This window comes from Cobetia sp. (assembly GCF_983723665.1).
Window position 1 is genome coordinate 46,059 of the sequence record NZ_CFDJES010000002.1, and the last position, 17,587, is coordinate 63,645.

15 protein-coding genes are annotated in these 17,587 nt (G+C 65.3%); 10 read left to right on the plus strand and 5 right to left on the minus strand.

Annotated elements, in window-relative coordinates:
* The 6 genes from AC4FAH_RS00575 to cysZ form a co-directional block, all read left to right on the plus strand.
* Positions 1 to 1,071: PstS family phosphate ABC transporter substrate-binding protein (locus AC4FAH_RS00575; RefSeq protein WP_490245542.1), on the plus strand; the 1,071-nt coding region annotated here is incomplete at its 5' end.
* Between the two features lie 113 nt (positions 1,072 to 1,184).
* Positions 1,185 to 3,434 (plus strand): ABC transporter permease subunit, encoded by a 2,250-nt coding sequence (locus AC4FAH_RS00580; protein WP_153636720.1) that lies wholly within the window; start codon positions 1,185 to 1,187, stop codon positions 3,432 to 3,434.
* A complete protein-coding gene (gene pstA / locus AC4FAH_RS00585; RefSeq protein ID WP_153636719.1) occupies positions 3,431 to 5,227 on the plus strand; it encodes a phosphate ABC transporter permease PstA in 1,797 nt (598 codons plus the stop codon). The genes AC4FAH_RS00580 and pstA overlap by 4 nt, the downstream gene beginning before the upstream one ends.
* Positions 5,224 to 6,069: a phosphate ABC transporter ATP-binding protein PstB gene (gene pstB / locus AC4FAH_RS00590; protein WP_084589238.1), complete on the plus strand. Its 846-nt coding sequence runs from the start codon at positions 5,224 to 5,226 to the stop codon at positions 6,067 to 6,069. Before pstA ends, pstB begins: the two co-directional genes overlap by 4 nt.
* Positions 6,070 to 6,288: 219 nt before the next feature.
* On the plus strand, positions 6,289 to 7,014 hold the full coding sequence (gene phoU, locus AC4FAH_RS00595; RefSeq protein ID WP_043331737.1) for a phosphate signaling complex protein PhoU: 726 nt from the start codon (positions 6,289 to 6,291) through the stop codon (positions 7,012 to 7,014).
* A gap of 196 nt (positions 7,015 to 7,210) precedes the next feature.
* The gene (gene cysZ / locus AC4FAH_RS00600) at positions 7,211 to 7,939 is read left to right on the plus strand and encodes a sulfate transporter CysZ (protein WP_107335789.1); all 729 of its coding nucleotides are present in this window, start codon (positions 7,211 to 7,213) and stop codon (positions 7,937 to 7,939) included.
* A gap of 186 nt (positions 7,940 to 8,125) precedes the next feature.
* On the opposite strand, the gene phoR is transcribed toward cysZ, so the two are convergent.
* The 4 genes from phoR to AC4FAH_RS00620 all read right to left on the minus strand — a co-directional run bounded on the left by phoR (position 8,126) and on the right by AC4FAH_RS00620 (position 11,884).
* Positions 8,126 to 9,448, minus strand: coding sequence for a phosphate regulon sensor histidine kinase PhoR (phoR, locus tag AC4FAH_RS00605; protein WP_153636718.1), 1,323 nt, complete (start codon positions 9,446 to 9,448; stop codon positions 8,126 to 8,128).
* A 7-nt stretch (positions 9,449 to 9,455) separates the two neighbouring features.
* Complete coding sequence (gene phoB / locus AC4FAH_RS00610; protein ID WP_043331741.1) at positions 9,456 to 10,145, minus strand: phosphate regulon transcriptional regulator PhoB; 690 nt, start codon at positions 10,143 to 10,145, stop codon at positions 9,456 to 9,458.
* 223 nt (positions 10,146 to 10,368) lie between these two features.
* Positions 10,369 to 11,259 carry a 4-hydroxybenzoate octaprenyltransferase gene (gene ubiA / locus AC4FAH_RS00615; RefSeq protein ID WP_043331742.1) on the minus strand — a complete coding sequence of 297 codons (891 nt, stop codon included), beginning with the start codon at positions 11,257 to 11,259 and terminating at the stop codon, positions 10,369 to 10,371.
* Between the two features lie 67 nt (positions 11,260 to 11,326).
* Positions 11,327 to 11,884: a chorismate--pyruvate lyase family protein gene (locus AC4FAH_RS00620; RefSeq protein ID WP_225348192.1), complete on the minus strand. Its 558-nt coding sequence runs from the start codon at positions 11,882 to 11,884 to the stop codon at positions 11,327 to 11,329.
* Positions 11,885 to 12,223: 339 nt separating this feature from the next.
* Here AC4FAH_RS00620 and AC4FAH_RS00625 point away from each other — a divergent pair, with 339 nt between their 5' ends.
* From AC4FAH_RS00625 to AC4FAH_RS00635, 3 genes are all read left to right on the plus strand, one after another.
* Positions 12,224 to 13,423, plus strand: a complete 1,200-nt coding sequence (locus AC4FAH_RS00625; protein ID WP_153636716.1) for an NAD(P)/FAD-dependent oxidoreductase — start codon at positions 12,224 to 12,226, stop codon at positions 13,421 to 13,423.
* Between the two features lie 250 nt (positions 13,424 to 13,673).
* Entirely contained in the window at positions 13,674 to 13,949 is a 276-nt protein-coding gene (locus AC4FAH_RS00630; RefSeq protein WP_024952843.1) for an HU family DNA-binding protein, read from the plus strand.
* A gap of 173 nt (positions 13,950 to 14,122) precedes the next feature.
* Positions 14,123 to 14,479, plus strand: a complete 357-nt coding sequence (locus AC4FAH_RS00635) for a hypothetical protein (RefSeq protein WP_054556348.1) — start codon at positions 14,123 to 14,125, stop codon at positions 14,477 to 14,479.
* Positions 14,480 to 14,620: 141 nt separating this feature from the next.
* Here the strand turns inward: AC4FAH_RS00635 and AC4FAH_RS00640 are convergent, their stop codons facing one another.
* Entirely contained in the window at positions 14,621 to 15,037 is a 417-nt protein-coding gene (locus tag AC4FAH_RS00640) for a hypothetical protein (protein ID WP_192839003.1), read from the minus strand.
* Between the two features lie 190 nt (positions 15,038 to 15,227).
* On the opposite strand from AC4FAH_RS00640, the gene yccS reads away from it, so the two are divergent.
* Positions 15,228 to 17,480, plus strand: coding sequence for a YccS family putative transporter (yccS, locus tag AC4FAH_RS00645; RefSeq protein WP_490245543.1), 2,253 nt, complete (start codon positions 15,228 to 15,230; stop codon positions 17,478 to 17,480).
* Positions 17,481 to 17,587: the final 107 nt, after the last annotated feature.

The following is a 17,587-nucleotide window of genomic DNA, read 5'->3' on the forward strand; positions in this document are numbered from 1 at the left end:
TCAGGCTTTCGCGCCGTGTTCGCGTCGCGTCGCGGGTCATCCGCGTCCTCCTCATATGTGCCTTCCTCCTGCGCGCCCCGTCTGCGCTCAGGTCTGCCGTCGCTGCGGCTGATGTCGCTTGCCTGCCTGCTGGGGCTCTCGACGCTCTCGGCTCCGGCACTGGCCGACAAGGTGCCCGAATATCGCCCGGTGTCCGGGGTGGTGGGCAACCTGACGGCGGTGGGCTCGGATACCCTGTCGGTGCTGGTGACGCGCTGGGCTGCCCAGCTGCGCCGCTATCATCCGGGGGTGCGCGTGCAGCTGCAGGCCGCGGGCTCCTCGACGGCACCGCCGGCATTGATCGCCGGCACCACCCGCATCGGGCTGATGTCGCGCCCGATGAGCGATCAGGAGCGTCAGGACTTCACGCGTGAATTCGGCTATCCGCCGCTGGGTGTGCCCGTGGCGCTGGATGCGATGGGCATCATCGTGCATCGCAGCAATCCGCTGGAGGAGATCAGCATCGCGCAGCTGGATGCCATCTTCTCCGCCACGCACAACTGTGGTGGCCAGGCAGCCAATCGCTGGGGCCAGCTCGGGCTGAGTGATGAGTGGAATGACCGCCAGATCACGCGCTTCGGGCGCAGTGCCACCTCGGGCACCTACGGCGCCTTCCGCCGTATCGCGCTGTGCGATGGCGACTTCCGCCTCGATGTCAGTGAACAGCCGGGCTCGGCCTCCATCATCGGTGCGGTGGGCTCCTCGCCCAATGGCATCGGCTATGCCAGCTTCAGCACTTCTTCGCCGCTGGTGAAGCAGCTGTCCGTCAGCCGTGAGGCGGGTGGCCACGCCGTCTTCCCGAGCCGGGCCAGCATTCGCGATGGCCGTTATCCGCTGACCCGCGCGCTGTACATCTACGTCAATAGGGTGCCTGACGAGCCGCTCCCGGCGCTGGAGCAGGCCTTCCTGTCATTGATCATGTCGCGCCAGGGTCAGCAGGCCATCCTGCGTGGTGGCTATGTGCCGCTGCCGGAAAAGCAGCTGCTGCACTGGCGTCAGCAATTGGGGCTGGAGGATGTGGATGCCCTTTGATTCGCCTTTGTCATCTCTCTGTCATCACTTGGACATAATCTCGGTGCCATACCCGCTTCATGCGTCTGCGGAGTCGACACTCCAGGGCGCGAATCCTTTCGTGGTGATATTTCATGTCGGCAGTTGATGCCTCCCGAATGCAGCGTCGTCGTCTGCGGCATGACCGTCTTGCCAGTCTGTGGCTGACAGCGGCCGGGCTGGGCGTGATGGTCATCGTCGTCGTGATGCTGGCCTATCTGGTCAGCGTGTCGTGGCCGCTGCTCAAGCCCGCCAGCGTCACGTCGCTTCCTCAGCAGGCGCTCGAACAGCAAGTGAGCGACCAGCAGATGCCTGCCGCGCAGACCGATCCTGACTGGCTGAGCGCCTTGCCTGACATGCCGCTTGCCGCGCGTGACGGGCTGCCTCCCGTGCTGGCCAGTGACGATTCGACGGCGGATTCGCGTACCTCGCCGCTGGCGGGTGTCTGGCTCGCGGATGATCGCCTGCAGGTGGTTCAGCAGTCCGCCGCTGGCGTGCGACTGCGCGGCAGTGCCATCGAGGTTCCCGCAGGGCTTGAGCGCCGCCAGGCAAGCCTGATGCTCAGCCGTGACCAGCTGTGGCTGCGCATTCCGTACGAGGAGGGCGATGGCCTGTGGCTGGCGCGCCTGGCCTTGTCGGCGTCGCACGCTACCGCCGGCGCGCTGGGTGACGATGCAGCAAGCCAGACGCCGCTCTCCGAGTGGCAGCAGCAGTGGTTGCCGGGCACGGCCAGGCTGTCTTCGCAGCAGGGGCGTCTGCTGGTCACCGCTGACCGCGATGGCTTCACCCAGTGGCAACTGAGCGAGGCCTCCACCGGGACCAAGCCGCTGGCGCGCAAGCTGGCACATCACGCTATGGCCTCTTCTGCCTCCGCGTCATCGCCGGCGATCACCGCGATCAGCGTCCTGCGTGGCGGCAGAAGCCTGATCGTCGGAGACGCCGCCGGTGGCCTGAGCCATTACCTGTTGCCGGCGCATGCGCAGCCGCTGGTCAAGGCCGGCGTCTTTGACAGTGACCTGTCGGCGCCGGTGGTGACGATGGCTGCCGCCCATCACAGCCTCGGCTTTGCCGCGCTGGACGCCAACGGCCGCCTTGGCCTCTATCTGGCCACCAGCGAGCGTCGCCGTCAGGTGCTGGACTGGCTGGACGCCGCCCGGGTCGCGGCTGGCGTGACGCTGGAATTTGACAATGATGACCGCCGCTTGCTGGCATCGGCGACCCGGGAGGCAAGGCTGCCCGCTCAGGAAGCGTCGCTGGGGGCGCTCGGCAAGGCCTATGCGGGGCTTGCGATACACGACCCGCATCAGGCCGTCGGGCTCGACGCCATCTTCGGCAAGGTCTGGTATGAGGGACGCGCAGCGCCGGAGTGGATCTGGCAGCTGGAGAGCACCGGTACCCACGAACCCCGTCTGTCGCTGGTGCCCATCATGTGGGGCACGCTCAAGGCGGCGCTGGTCGGGCTGCTGTTTGCCGTGCCGTTGGGGCTCGGCTGTGCCATCCATGTCGCCTGCTTCATGGCGCCGCGCCAGCGTTCCCGCATCAAGCCGCTGCTGGAGATGATGGAGGCGCTGCCGACCGTGGTGATCGGCTTCATCGCCGCGCTGGTGGTCGCGCCCTTCGTCGAGCGTGAGCTGATGGCGGTGTTGCTGGGGCTGGTCCTGATTCCGCTGGGCACCATGGTGGCCGGCTTCCTGTGGACCCTGTCGCCGCGCGTATGGCGTAATCTGCTGCCGGAAAACATGGCGGCCTTCGGGCTGTTGCCGCTGCTGTTCGTGCTGCTGTGGCTGGATGTGACCATCGCCGGCCAGGTCGAGCAGTGGTGGTTCGACGGCGACCTACGTCAGTGGCTGTTCAGCCACTACGGCATCGATTACGCCCAGCGCAACACCCTGGTGACCGGCATGGCGCTGGGGCTGGCGGTGATGCCGACCCTGTTCACGCTCAGCGAGGATGCCCTCTCGTCGGTGCCGCGCGGTCTGGCCGCAGGCTCCGCGGCGCTTGGCGCGACGCCATGGCAGAGTCTGCGCCGCGTCATCCTGCCTGCCGCTGCGGTCGGGCTGTTCTCGGCGATGATGATCGGCATGGGGCGTGCCGTCGGTGAGACGATGATCGTGCTGATGGTGGCCGGCAATACGCCGCTGGTGGATGCCAGTCTGTTCGAGGGCCTGCGTTCACTGGCCGCGACCCTGGCCATCGAGCTGCCGGAGGCCGAGGTCGGCAGCAGCCACTACCGCTTGCTGTTCCTCGCTGCCCTGGCATTGTTCGTCTTCACCTTCGTGGTCAATACGCTGGCGGAAGTGCTGCGACAGCGCTTCACGCCGCCCAATCAGGGGAGCTGGGGATGAGTCACCCTGACACCAATCGCGCCAGCTCCTCACTGCTGCGCCCGCGCGAGCCGCTGGTCGGGCGCCTGCAGCGCTACTGGCGCGACGGCGGCCCGTGGGGCTGGCTGAATGCCATGGCGGTCAGTGTCTCGCTGGTGCTGGTGCTGGGCCTGCTCAGCCTGCTGGTGGTGGGCTCCTTCAGTCACTTCTGGCCCTCACGGCTGGTCGAGGTGGAGCTGACGGCGCAGCCGGGCCAGAGTCCCACGGCGCTGACCACCACGCGCGGTGAGCCAGCGGCCGACAATCGCCATCTGCTCGGCGAGCTGATGCACGAGGAGATGCGCCGTGTTACCTCGGGCGAGGGGGATGACGCTCGCCAGCAATGGTGGCTGCTGCAGACATCCTCACGTGACGGGGCCGCGGCCAGCTGGCAGTGGCTGCCGGAGACGCTGCTCGACAGGATGACCTTCCCCAGCCAGGCGCTGATGCTGGAAATGCGCGACGGCCGCACTCTCTACGGCATGCCACGGGCGCTGAGTGACCCGATGACAGGGGAGATGGACCACACGCCCGATGTCGGCGACGGACCTGTCCGGCCCTTGTCCGAGGACGCCGAGCCGCTGTTTGCCCGCCTGAAGATGATCGAGAGCGAGCGCCGCCAGTTGCAGGCACTGCGCCTGGACAGTGAAGCCTTGAGCAGTCGCTATCAGGCGCTGCAGCAGTCGCTCGAATCCCGGCGCAGCGCCACTGCTGACGGTGACCCGGCGCGGACTCAAGAGGACGCTGAGCTCGAGCAGCAGATGCAGGAGGAGTTGGAAGAGGTGCGCAGCGCCTTCATCGAGCGTGAAGGTCAGCTGAGTGCCCTGCGGGATGCGCTGGCGGGCGGTCAGTTGCTGCTGGGCGGCAATGGCGGCTACGAAGGCCGCATCGCGCTCGATGATATCCGCAATGCCTGGCGGCCCAATGCGATGGGCTTCAGCGGCCGGCTGATGATGACGTTCAAGCGTTTCCGTGACTTCGTGGCCGGCGCGCCTACCGAGGGCTTCGGTGGCGTCTGGCCCGCCATCTTCGGCACCGTGCTGATGGTGGTACTGATGTCGATCATGGTGATGCCCTTCGGCGTGATGGCGGCGCTCTATCTGCACGAGGTGGCCCATCAGGGACGCCTGACGCGCCTGACGCGCATCGCGCTGCGCAACCTGGCCGGGGTGCCCTCCATTGTCTACGGCGTGTTCGGTCTCGGTTTCTTCGTCTATGGACTGGGCGCCGGAATCGATGAGCTGTTCTATTCCGAGCGGCTGCCGACGCCGACCTTCGGGACCGGCGGCATTCTGTGGGCCTCGCTGACGCTGGCCCTGCTGACCTTGCCGGTGGTGATCGTCGCCACGGAAGAGGGGCTGGCGCGCGTGCCGCGTCGTCTGCGCGAAGGTGCGCTGGCGCTGGGGGCGACACGCCTGGAAACGCTCAAGCGCGTGGTGATTCCGGCTGCCTCGCCGGCGCTGATGACGGGGCTGATTCTGGCCGTGGCGCGTGCGGCGGGCGAAGTCGCGCCGCTGATGCTGGTCGGGGTGGTCAAGCTGGCCCCGGACCTGCCGCTGGATGACAGCTTCCCGTGGCTGCATCTGGACCGAAAATTCATGCATCTGGGGCATCAGGTCTATGATCTGGCCTTCCAGAGCAGCGACGCCTTCAGCAGTCGGCCGCTGGTCTACGCGACCGCGCTGGTGCTGGTGGTCGTGATTCTATGCCTCAATCTGAGTGCCATTCGCCTGCGTCACATGCTGGCACAACGTTACAAGGGAGCCACCGAATGAGGCGTGACTCTGAACAGCCCAAGCCCCAGTTGTTTCTTCAGGAGACGCCTGCGCGGCCGGCTGAGGACATCTGCCTGGAAACCCGTCACCTGAGCCTCGATTATCAGGCACGTGTCGGCAAGGAGAACCAGACGCGCCGCGCACTGGAGGATGTCAGCCTGCAGATCGCACGCAAGCGCGTGACGGCCTTCATCGGCCCTTCCGGCTGCGGCAAGTCGAGTCTGTTGCGTACCTTCAATCGCATGACCGATCTCGACGAACAGTCACGTCTTTCCGGCAAGGTACTGCTCGAGGGCGAGGACATTCATGCGCGCGGCGTGGACGTGCCGATGCTGCGCCGCCGGATCGGCATGGTCTTCCAGACGCCCAACCCCTTTCCGATGTCGGTCTACGAGAACGTGGCCTTCGGACTGCGGCTGGTCGGCGAGAATGACAAGCGCCACCTCGATGACAAGGTCGAATCCTGTCTGCGCTCCGCGGCGCTCTGGGAAGAGGTGAAGGACCGCCTGCACGACAGCGCGCTGGGGCTCTCGGGTGGCCAGCAACAGCGGCTGGTGATCGCGCGGACGCTGGCGGTCGAGCCGGAGGTGCTGCTGCTGGATGAACCGGCCTCGGCGCTGGACCCCATCTCGACGCTCAAGATCGAGGAGCTGATCCGTTCGCTGCGCTCGCGCCTGACACTGATCATCGTCACGCACAACATGCAGCAGGCCGCGCGGGTGTCAGACGATACCGCCTTCCTGCATGAGGGCCGCCTGGTGGAATTCGCCCCGACCGATCAGCTGTTCACCAACCCGCGGCGCCGCCAGACGGAAGACTACATCACGGGGCGTTTCGGTTAGCGCGCTCATGCGCGAACGTGCAGCCAGGTAGCCCTTTCGTCCTGATATTGCTGACGATGGCGGCCAGATAGCGCCTTTGCGCCATGGGTGAAACATAACTGCAATCAAGTGTCGGCATGCTGAGGGGGAGCCCGCTGTGTCAGTCAGTAGTGGGCCATACTTGTCACGTCATTCATGTCACGCCCCCTGACTCGGTGGGCGACTTTCCGGGAGAGGGAAATGGATATCACCAGCGATTCGCACGGCAAGCATATCTCAGAGCAGTTCAATCACGAGCTGGATGCACTGAAGACACACCTGCTGGCCATGGGCGGACTGGTAGAGAAGCAGCTGCAGGATGCCGTCACGGCATTGCTGGAAGGCGACAGTGAAACCGCCACGCGGGTGCGCGACAACGACAAGGCTGTCAACGACATGCAGCTCAAGATCGATGACGAGTGCACCCGGGTGCTGGCCCGCCGTCAGCCGGCGGCCTCCGACCTGCGCCTGGTGCTGGCCGTCATCCGCGCCACCTCCGATCTCGAACGTATCGGTGATGAATCGAGCAAGATCGCACGCAATGCCATCTCGCTGGTCGAGAATGGCCAGAGCCCGCGCGGCATGGTCGAGGTGCGTCACCTCAGTCAGCACGTGCGCAGCATGGTGCGTGACTCCCTGACGGCCTTCGCGCGCTTCGATACCGACCTTGCCCTCAAGGTACTGCGTGAAGACGCCTCGGTGGATCTGGAATATCAGAGCGCGATGCGCTCGCTGATGACCTTCATGATGGAAGACGCGCGCCAGATCACGCCGGTGCTCAATGTGATGTGGATTCTGCGTGCGCTGGAGCGCATCGGTGACCACGCCGACAACCTGGCCGAGTACGTCATCTTCCTGGTCAAGGGCGTGGACGTGCGTCACACCGATACCCATGACCTGAAGCCGCAGGACCTGGACAAGAAGTGAGCTGACGCGCTTCCCTGCCCCTGTGTCGCCTCTTTCGCCCCGCACCTGCCCACCGGCAGGCCGCGGGGCGATTGCGTCGTGGGAGCGCGAGCGGTGTCAGGCGGCCGACAGCTGCGCCGCGCAGGCGGGAGTGCTAGGGTGTGGCTCCGGTCAGCCCGCTGGCTGGCCGGTTCTTTTGAGATGACGAGGACGTCGCATGATTGATGCCGTATCGGCGCTGGTCCGCGGGACCCGCATGGTCTATACCCCCGGGCTGCGCCGCTTCGTATTCGTACCGCTGGCGATCAACCTGGTGCTCTACAGCATCACGCTGTGGGTGTTGTTCAACCAGTTCGGTGGCTGGATCGATTACTGGATGCTCAAGGTACCGGCGTGGCTGGACTGGCTCAGCTGGTTGATCTGGCCGGTGCTGGTGGTGAGTCTGTTGCTGGTGGTGTTCTTCACCTTCAGCCTGGTGACCAACCTGATCGCCGCGCCCTTTTACGGCATTCTGGCCGAGAAGGTCGAGCATCGTCTGGATGGCACCCTGATCGATGATGATCGCGGCCTGATGAAGATCGGCGTCGACTCGCTGGGGCGTGAAATGGCCAAGCTGGGCTACTTCATCCCGCGCATGATCGCGCTGTTCATCATCGGCTTCATCCCGGGCCTGAACCTGCTCTCGCCGCTGTTGTGGGGACTGTTCTCGGCCTGGAGCATGTCGATCCAGTACCTCGACTACCCGATGGACAACCATCAGGTCAGCTTCGGTGACATGAAGCAGCGCCTCAAGGCGCGCTGGTGGCCCTCACTGACCTTCGGCGCCGCGGTGTTCGTCATGACGCTGGTGCCGCTGGCCAATCTGCTGTTCATCCCGGGCGCCGTCGCCGGGGCGGTACTGATGTGGCAGAGCCACTACCGTCAGTTGCCGGCGCCGCGTCGTTGAGACAGCCTGTCGCAGAGCTGGCTTGTCGCTGAACTGACTCGTCGCTAAGTTGGCACGTCGCTGAAATAGCCGCAGCGTCGTCTGATTGACCAAACGAAACGCCCCGCAGTCGCCTCCTTTCGAGGTGGCTGCGGGGCGTTCTGCGTTGGGCTGGCGTCCGGGTCAGATCATCACTGAATCAGCCCATCACTGGGCTAGCGCACTGCTGGCCTGGGGAGCGCTCGCCTGGCAGGCGCGCTCGTCGGGGAAGCGACAGCGGAAGCGCGCACCCTCGCCGGGGTGGCTGTCGATCTCCAGATGGCCCTGATGACGAATCAGCACATGCTTGACGATGGCAAGCCCGAGGCCGGTGCCTCCCGTGGCGGTGCTGCGGCCCTTGTCGATGCGGTAGAAGCGCTCGGTCAGGCGCGGCAGGTGGACCGGGTCGATGCCGTCCCCGTCATCTTCCACCTCGACCAGCAGGCCCTGGTCATCCGCCTTCCAGCGCAGGGTGATATGGCAGTCTTCGGGGGTGTAGCGCACCGCATTGAATACCAGATTCGAGATCGCGCTGCGCAGCTCCTGCTCCTCACCGCGCAGAGACACGCTGGCATCGGCCTCGATGGAGAAGGTGTGGCGCCCCTGGGACAGGCCTTCGGCGTCGTCGCGGATATGGCCGAGCAGGGCGCTCATGTCGATGCAGCGACCGTTGTCGGACAGCTCGTCGGTTTCCAGGCGTGACAGGGTCAGCAGGTCCTCGACCAGGTGCTGCATGCGGTCGGTCTGGCTCTGCATCTGGCCCAGTCCACGCTGCCAGCGCGGTGGCAGGTCATCGGCGTAATCGGAGTAGGTCTCGAGATAGCCGGCCAGCACCGTCAGCGGCGTGCGCAGCTCATGGGAGACATTGGCCACGAAGTCGCGGCGCATCTCTTCAAGACGATAGAGGCGGGTGACGTCACGCAGCATGACCAGACGCTCGTTGTCACCGAACAGGGTGATGGAGATCTGCAGCGTCAGGTTGTCAGACAGCGGCGACTGGAGCGTCAGCGGCTCGCGGTAGGCCAGCCGATTGAAGTAGTCGATGAAGACGGGGTCACGCAGATAGTTGGTGATGTGCTGACCGCGGTCGTGGCTGGCCTTGAGACCGACCAGCTGCTCGGCAGCGCTGTTCCACCATTCCATGTCACCGTGGTTGTCCAGCATCACCAGGCCGTCGCGCATGGCCTCCGAGGATTCCTGGATACGGTTGAGGATGCTGCGCAGTCGCTCCTGAGCCTGACGCTGGCCCTTCTGGTAGCGGTAGAGACGATCGAGCAGGTCTCCCCAGACGCCATCGCCGGGCGGCGGCTCTTCATGGGGATTGGTGATCAGCCAGGTGTAGAGGCTCTTCAAGTGCTTGAGATGGACGAACAGATACAGCGAAAGACCCAGCGCCAGGCCCCAGCCTAGATGGCCCAGCAGGCCACCGATCAGGCCGAAGCCACCGGCAAGGTAGCCGAGGCGCCATAGCTCGTTGGTCCAATAGCGCATGAATCCCTCAGGCCTGAGCGCTGAAGCGGTAACCGGTGCCGCGGACGGTCTGGATCAGATGCTGATGGCCTGTGCCCAGCGCCTTGCGCAGGCGACGGATGTGCACGTCCACGGTGCGCTCCTCGACATAGACGTTGCCGCCCCATACCTGATCGAGCAGCTGACTGCGCGTGTAGGCACGCTCCTGATGCGTCATGAAGAACTGCAGCAGGCGATATTCGGTCGGGCCGACATCCAGCGAGTTGCCGTGGGCGGTGACGCGGTGGCTGGCCGGGTCGAGCATCAGGCCTTCGACTTCCACCGCCTCCTCGACCCCCTTGGGAGTGGTGCGACGCAGCACGGCCTTGAGGCGGGCGACCAGCTCGCGCGGCGAGAAGGGCTTGGTGATGTAGTCGTCGGCACCGGCTTCCAGGCCTTGAATCTTGTTGTCTTCCTCGCCCTTGGCGGTCAGCAGGATGATCGGCAGCTCCGAGGTGGTCTCGTCACGCTTGAGACGCCGCGCGAGCTCCAGGCCACTGGTGCCCGGCATCATCCAGTCCAGCAACAGCAGATCGGGCTTTTCATCGACGACGATGGCGTGGGCGTCCTGGGCATTGTCTGCCTCCAGCACGCGGTAATCCGCCATTTCGAGGGCAACGGCGATCATCTCGCGAATCGAGGATTCATCGTCGACAATCAGTACGGTCTTGGAGCTCATCGCTAGATCCCATGCAGCAGTCGGCGCACGCGCCAGAATGACAAGTCGATGACGATTACAACCCGCTTATATGACAACGAGATGACAACTGCCAGCATGGCAGCTTGCACGCAAGCCTGCCAGCCGCCTTGGAGGCGCGGCAGGCAGGCATGAACCGTGGGCTGGGGAGCAACAGAGGGCAGGGGTCGCTTTAAATCAAATAAAACTAATGTTTATGCAGGAGTCAGCTCATCGGCCAGGTCGCCAGGGCGATACCGGCGAAGATCAGCAGACCCGTCCAATGATTGTTGAGGAAGGCCTGGAAGCAGGGCGCACGCTCACGCTCACGGATCAGACGTTGCTGCCAGACGAAGGTGACGGCGGCGGCAGCCAGTCCCAGCCAGTAGAAGATGCCCAGCGCCAGCTGCAGGCCGATGCCGATCAACACCGCCAGCATGCCCAGCTGCAACAGGCCGATCATCAGCTTGTCGGCACGCCCGAACAGCACGGCGGTGGACTTGATGCCCACCTTGAGGTCGTCGTTGCGATCGACCATCGCGTAGGCGGTGTCGTAGGCCACCGTCCACATCAGGTTGGCCGCGAACAGCCACCAGCCGTAGGTCGGCACCTCCTCCAGCGTCGCGGCGAAGGCCATCGGAATCGCCCAGCCGAAGGCGGCGCCCAGTACTACCTGGGGCAGATGATGGAAGCGCTTCATGAACGGATAGCTGGCCGCCAGCAGTACGGCGACGATCGACAGCAGCACCGTGGTCAGGTTGGTGAAGCACACCAGCACGAAGGCGGCCGCGACCAGCCCCCCGAACAGTGTCAGCGCCTCGCGCTCCGAAATGCGACCCGAGGTCAGCGGCCGGTCACGCGTGCGCTCGACATGCTTGTCCCAGTGGCGGTCGGCGTAGTCGTTGATCACGCAGCCGGCGGCGCGCATCAGATAGACCCCGGCGATGAAGATCAGCAGGGTCGTGCGCTCGGGAATGCCATCTGCCGCCAGCCACAGTGCCCACAGGGTCGGCCACATCAGCAGCCAGGTGCCGATGGGGCGGTCCAGCCGTGTCAGGGCGAGGTAGTCGGCCAGTCTGGAAGGACGCGAAGCGGCGGAAGTGGATGACGCGGTCATCGGGGCTCCTGGGCGGGTGGTAGTGGGCAAGGGAAGAGAGGGAAACGAGGCCAGTCGGGCGCAAGGCTCAGGCCAGTTGCAGCGCGTGCTGGAAGGCCGGTGTGAAGCCCTCCTGCACCAGCACCTTGAAGCGACCATGCGAGAACATCGAGCGGCGCATCCACCGACTGGTGGTGCGGGCCAGCGGCCTGGGGCTCGAAAGCACCAGCGGGGCGCGGCTGACATCGATGGCACTGCGGGTCAGGTCGGGCTGGCGAAACAGCCAATGGCCCAGCGAGCGCTCACCCAGCGTCGAGAGGCGATGACCGTGGGCCAGGTCCAGCGCCGCCAGCGAGCGTGCGATCACCCATGGCGTATCGCCATGACAGAGTGCCACTTCGCGCCGCCAGACATGCCGGCGCGGGCCGATGCCCAGCAGGCGTGCCTCATCCAGCCGCGCGGGGCCGGTGTCCTGCAGCAGCAGGCGCACGCGCAGGCCCTGGATTGGCTGGCCATCGCGTTCATCCTGCTGTTGCATGGCGCTGGCAAGACGCTGGGTCAGCGAGTCCGTCGAGGAGAGCCACGCCCACCAGCCGGCCGGCATGACACCCTGCAGCGCGGCAGCCGGCTGCCAATGACGGCGCACCGCCGCCGAAGCAGCGGGTGCGGCGCGCGTGGGCGAAGGCCAGCGAGGCGCAGGCTGGCACAGGGACTCGGCTGACGAATGAGGCGCCTCACAGGTGGAGGTCTGTGGCGTGAGCGCTGCGCGATGAGGCTCGCCTGCTGGGCATCGGACCACGGTGAATTCCCTGTCAGGATGACGAAATGGCGAGTCTAGCATGGCCGGGCGGCAAGGCCTCCCGCTCAGGCATGCCTGCACTGCTGGCGGGCTGGTATGCTGGGCGCATTCATCGGCGTTCATGACGGACGCTGTTGGCGCTCTTTCATCAGCGCTTCCCTCGGATCGATCTCAGGAGATGGTGCCATGCGCGACCCACGCACCCTTGTCATCATTGGTACCGGCATGGCGGGCATTGGTCTGGCGCGCGCGCTGCGTGCGCGTGACAAGGACAGCCGGCTGATCCTCATCAGCCAGGACAGCGGCCACGATTACGCCAAGCCGATGCTGTCCACCGCCTTCGCCAAGAAGATGTCGGCCACCGACCTGTCGCGTCAGGCGCCGGTGGCGCTGGTGGACGAGCTGAATGCCGAGCTGCGTACCCATCAACGCGTCACTGCCATCGACGGTGATGCCCGCCAGCTATGGCTGGGCGAGGAGTGTCTGGCCTATGACGAGCTGGTGCTGGCACTCGGTGCCGCGCCGCGTCGTCCCTTCCCCGTCGCCGCGGAAGTGGCCTCACGCGTGCAGAGCATCAATGACCTCGACGACTATGCGGCCTTCTGCGCGACGCTGGCGAAGGCCCGCGAGCGTGGGGAAGACGGGCACGTGGTGATTGTCGGTGCCGGACTGGTCGGCTGTGAATACGCCAATGATCTGACGGCCGCCGGCCACCGCGTCACCCTGGTCGCGCCGGAGGAAACTCCGTTGGATGGATTGTTGCCGCAAGCACTGGGGCAGCGTCTGGGCGCGGCGCTGGATGGGCTCGGTGTGACGCGTCGCCAGGGCGAGATGGTCGAGACCATCGCCGCCAGCTCAGGCGAGGAGGCCGAACGTCAGGCCGCGCCGGTCGAGGTGCGCCTGCAGAGCGGTCGTCGCCTGACGGGCTCCGTGGTTCTGCTGGCCACCGGGTTGGCGCCGCGCATTCGTCTGGCGCAGGCCGCAGGCCTGAGCGCCGGCGGCGACGGCATCCGTGTCGACCGCCACCTGGCCACCTCACAGCCGCATATCTGGGCGCTGGGCGATTGCGCCAGCGTCGAGGGCGTCAATGCCATGTATGTCCAGCCGCTGCAGATGGCCGCGCGCACCCTGGCAGCCAACCTGTGTGGTGAGCCAAGCGTGCTCGACTGGAAGGCGTGGCCGGTGCTGGTCAAGACACCGGCCTTGCCGGTGGTGGCCTATCCGCCGCGTTCGGCCGTGGCGCGCTGGGAAATCAACGGTGAAGGCGATGACCTCGAAGCGCGTGCACTGGATATGAACGAACGCTTGATTGGATATGCGTTGACAGGCGCCGCCGTTCGCAGGAAAGTCGAGCTAGCGCGGCAGGCGCCGCCGTTGCTAGGCTAGGCGATGCCATGATCGATGGTCGTAAATCCCTTGCTGCCAGCGCGGTCAGGCACGATAGTGAATGCTCCGTCAGACATGCTGCTCAGCGGGCGTCGTCTGACAGAATGCTGCCATCGACAGGTTTGATACGGCAAAGCTTGCCGGGAGCGGATTGCGTCGCCGCCATACGCCACCGCTAGCAAGTGCAAGAACAACAATGGAAACGGCGGCTTGGCCGCCCGTGCAGAATGCCAAACCAGGAGGGCTTTTCATGCGCAAGCCAGAACTCGCTGCGGCCATCGCCGAGCGTGCGGATCTATCCAAGGACAAGGCCAGTCAGGTACTGAACGTGATTCTCGACGAGATCACTCATACCGTGGCCAAAGGCAATGACGTCTCACTGATCGGTTTCGGGTCATTCACCGTGCGCCAGCGTGCGGCGCGTACCGGCAAGAACCCTCAGACAGGCAAGCCGCTGACCATCCCGGCCAGCAAGACCGTTGCCTTCAAACCCGGCAAGTCGTTGAAGGATGCAGTGACCAAGTAACCTCGGCTCGTGCTTCAGCGCAGACCCGGGGTGGCTGTCGCCATGGCTTTCAATCGTCGTCATCAAAAGCCCTGTCGGCTGTCATGCTGATGCCACCGGTTCCGCCCTGCGGGGCCGGTGGCATTTTCATATGGCCTGCGTGACCGACGCTTCGCGATTCAAGGAATGACACCATGAAGCTCAAGATATTGCTGTGGGTGCTGGGTCTGCTGCTCAAGCGGGCCTTCAAGCGTGACCCCGAATTTCGTGCCGAGCTGGAAAAGCGTCCGCTGGACTGGGGCGTCGCGACCGAAGACATGAGCATCGCGCGTCACTACCGCATGTCCCACGCGGGCGTCACCACGGGCAGTGGCCTGCCGGTGGATACCGAGCTTGAGCTGCGCTTCGCCGATAGCGACAGTGCGGTGGCCTTTCTGCTCAAGCCCTCGCCGCGTGCCTTCCTGCAAGGCCTGATGGACCAGCGCGTGCGGCTGGTCGGCGATTCGGCCCAGCTCAACCGCTTGCAGTCATTGCTCAAGCGCATTCGCTGAATGGCCCTGTGCCGTGCCTGCATGAACGAAAGACGCCCCGCTGAGAGAATCAGCGGGGCGTTGTTTTTGTCATGAGCAGTTGTCGCGAGCCTTTACTTGCGAGGGGCTGTTCGAGAAGACCCTCTCAACGCCCTCGAGGCGTCACAGCAACTGCTTGAGGCCCGGAATGCCTTCGAGCACCTGATCGACCACGCCATCGCCGGCTTCTTCCCGCGCATAGCTCAGCGTCTCATCGGCTACGCCGCGCGCCTGGTCCATGTTCAGGTCCAGCCCCATCAGCTTCTGGCCCAGTTCCAGCGCACCGCCACCGCCACCGCCGGTGAAGGCGCTGACGGCGCCCATCAGGCCGCCCATGAGGCCACCGCCACCGGACTCGGCGGCTTCCTCGCCTGCGCTGCCGATCAGGCCTTCCGCTCCCGGAATGGCGCCCAGCAGTGAGGCGGCCGGGCCATCCGGCCCCTGCTCACGCACGAACTTGAGAACCATGCCGACCGCCTGCTCGGCGATTTCCGGTGACAGCCCGAGGGAGCCAGTGACGCGTTCGATAAGAGGATGCATCGGTATTCTCCATGAAAGCCAATGAGGTCAGGAGTCTTCAGAGTGGCACGTCGCGGCGATTCGACATTCGACGCGCCCGCCAACGCTTGCATGCGCCATGGCTCTCGGACACGGCAGAACGGGGTGTTATGCTAGCGATATAAATCTAAAGTCTAATGCGCTGCCCGGCGCCCTGGTCACGGAACACTTCATGACACGCTCTCTCCTGGACTCCCTCATGCACTCCCTGCGTCGTCTGTGGACGCTGGATGCCTTCAGCTATTCGCTACGCATGTTGATCGCGCTGGGTGGCGTGATGGCGGTGGGGTTCTGGCTCGACGAGATGGCGGTGGTGATTCCGCTGTTTCTGGGCGTGATCGCCTCGGGGCTGGCGGAAACCGATGATCACTGGCGCGGCCGACTGCGCGCGCTGGGCATGACGCTGGCCTGCTTCAGCATCGCCGCCGTCTCGGTGGAGCTGTTGTTCGGCATGCCGCTGCCCTTCGTGATCGGGCTGGCGCTGGCCACCTTCGCGATGCCGATGCTGGGCGCCATCGATGCCCGCTACGGCGCCATCGCGCGCGCCTCGTTGATTCTGGCCGTCTACACCATGATCAGCCTCGAGCAGCAGCATGGAGATGGTCAGATCGCGGTGCTGGAGCGCAGCCTGCCCGAGTGGCTGCGGGAGCCGGGGCTGGGCATCAATCTGGTTCAGCCGTTGCTGCTGGTGGTGGGGGCGTCCTGGTATGGCCTGCTCTCGGTCGTGTGGTGTGCGCTGTTCTCGCGCCAGCCGCTCAAGCACAGCATGGCGACGCTCTACCGTGAGCTGGGGCGCTACCTGATTCTCAAGGCGCAGCTGTTCGAACCGCTGCGCAATGTCGACCAGTCCGCCCGGCGTCTGGCGCTGGCCGAGCAGAACGGTCGCGTGGTGGTGGCGCTCAACCAGACCAAGGAGATGGTCTTCCGGCGCCTCGCCGGGCGGCGCGATACCACCAAGCTCGACCGCTACCTGCGCCTCTACTTCATCGCCCAGGACCTCCACGAGCGCGCCAGCTCCAGCCATTATCCTTACGGGCAGCTCACCGACGCCTTCTTCCATCACGACATCCTGTTCCGCTGTCAGCGCCTGCTGGAGCAGCAGGGGCGCGCCTGTCGCGGGCTCGGCAAGGCGCTGTTGATGCGCCAGCCCTTCGATGCCAGTGACAGCCAGCAGGCGCTGGAAGACCTCAATGCCTCGCTCGTCTATCTCAAGCAACAGCAGCGGCCCGAGTGGCACCATCTGATGCAGGCGCTGGAAGCCCTCGCCAGTAACCTGCGCCTGATCGAAGGCCAGATCGCGCGCCTGAATGATCTCGAAGCCGTCAGCAATGAAAACGACAACAGCCTGCTGGACCGCTCGCCCCACGGCACGCGCGACATGTTCGAGCGTATCCGCAGCCACCTGACGCCGCGCTCGCCGATCTTCCGCCATGCGCTGCGCCTGACCGCGACGCTGGTGGCCGGCTATGGCGTGCTGCTGGCGGTGCACCCGACCCAGGGCTACTGGATTCTGCTGACCGGGCTGTTCGTGTGTCGTCCCAGCTACGGCGATACGCGCCGCACGCTGGCGCAGCGGATTCTGGGCACGTTGATCGGTCTGGTCGCCGGCTGGGCGCTGATCAGTCTGTTCCCGGCGCCCACGATCCAGGCCGGGATCGCCGTGGTCGCGGGGGTGCTGTTCTTCGCCACCCGTGGCTCGCGCTATACCCTGGCCACCGCCGCCATCACGCTGATGGTGCTGGCGTGCTTCAACCAGGTCGGCGATGGCTTCGATCTCATCTGGCCGCGCCTGTTCGATACGCTGGTCGGTGGCCTGCTGGCCGGGCTTTCGGTGGTGTTGATCCTGCCGGACTGGCAGGGCCGCAAGCTCTATCGTCAGGCCGGCGTCAGCCTCAAGACCAGCGGTCGCTATCTGGGCGAGGTGCTGTCCCAGTACCGCCACGGCAAGCGCGATGATCTGGCCTACCGCCTGGCACGCCGCAATGCCCACAACGCCGACGCGGCCTTCTCCAATCTGCTGGCCACGGCCCGCAAGGAGCCCGGCCACTTCCGGCGCGATGTCGAGCCGGGCTTCGGCTTCCTGCTCCACGCGCATACCGTGCTCGGCTATCTCTCGGCACTGGCAGCGCATCGTGGCGAACTGGAATCGACCGCCTCGGCCAGCAGTGGCATCGAGACGCTGCTGCGCCATGGCGAGCGCCTGAGTCAGCAGCTGACGGCGTTGGGAGAGCAATTGGAGGCGGGCGGTGAGATCGCCGTCACGCTGGACAGCGAAGATGAGATCGCGGCACTGGAAGCCGAGGTCGAGCGGGTCGAATCCACCACCGGACGCCTGGCGCTGTCACAGCTGATTCTGGTGCTGCGGCTGTTGCAGCCGCTGGAAAGCGCCGGCACCCAGCTGATCAAGGCCAGCCGCGCCAGCTGACCTGTACTGGCTGACCTGTCCTGACTGACCGGTACTGAAAGACAAGTGCTGTAAGACAAGTGCTGTCTGAGCGACTGGCGCGGCGGGCCGAGTGATCGAGTGTCCGG

Excerpts from the sequence above, each read along its gene's own strand:
- AC4FAH_RS00580 (WP_153636720.1), top strand. The coding sequence starts at position 1,185 with ATGTCGGCAGTTGATGCCTCCCGAATGCAGCGTCGTCGTCTGCGGCAT.
- pstA (WP_153636719.1), top strand. The coding sequence starts at position 3,431 with ATGAGTCACCCTGACACCAATCGCGCCAGCTCCTCACTGCTGCGCCCG.
- pstB (WP_084589238.1), top strand. The coding sequence starts at position 5,224 with ATGAGGCGTGACTCTGAACAGCCCAAGCCCCAGTTGTTTCTTCAGGAG.
- phoU (WP_043331737.1), top strand. The coding sequence starts at position 6,289 with ATGGATATCACCAGCGATTCGCACGGCAAGCATATCTCAGAGCAGTTC.
- cysZ (WP_107335789.1), top strand. The coding sequence starts at position 7,211 with ATGATTGATGCCGTATCGGCGCTGGTCCGCGGGACCCGCATGGTCTAT.
- phoR (WP_153636718.1), bottom strand. The coding sequence starts at position 9,448 with ATGCGCTATTGGACCAACGAGCTATGGCGCCTCGGCTACCTTGCCGGT.
- phoB (WP_043331741.1), bottom strand. The coding sequence starts at position 10,145 with ATGAGCTCCAAGACCGTACTGATTGTCGACGATGAATCCTCGATTCGC.
- ubiA (WP_043331742.1), bottom strand. The coding sequence starts at position 11,259 with ATGACCGCGTCATCCACTTCCGCCGCTTCGCGTCCTTCCAGACTGGCC.
- AC4FAH_RS00625 (WP_153636716.1), top strand. The coding sequence starts at position 12,224 with ATGCGCGACCCACGCACCCTTGTCATCATTGGTACCGGCATGGCGGGC.
- AC4FAH_RS00630 (WP_024952843.1), top strand. The coding sequence starts at position 13,674 with ATGCGCAAGCCAGAACTCGCTGCGGCCATCGCCGAGCGTGCGGATCTA.
- AC4FAH_RS00635 (WP_054556348.1), top strand. The coding sequence starts at position 14,123 with ATGAAGCTCAAGATATTGCTGTGGGTGCTGGGTCTGCTGCTCAAGCGG.
- AC4FAH_RS00640 (WP_192839003.1), bottom strand. The coding sequence starts at position 15,037 with ATGCATCCTCTTATCGAACGCGTCACTGGCTCCCTCGGGCTGTCACCG.
- yccS (WP_490245543.1), top strand. The coding sequence starts at position 15,228 with ATGACACGCTCTCTCCTGGACTCCCTCATGCACTCCCTGCGTCGTCTG.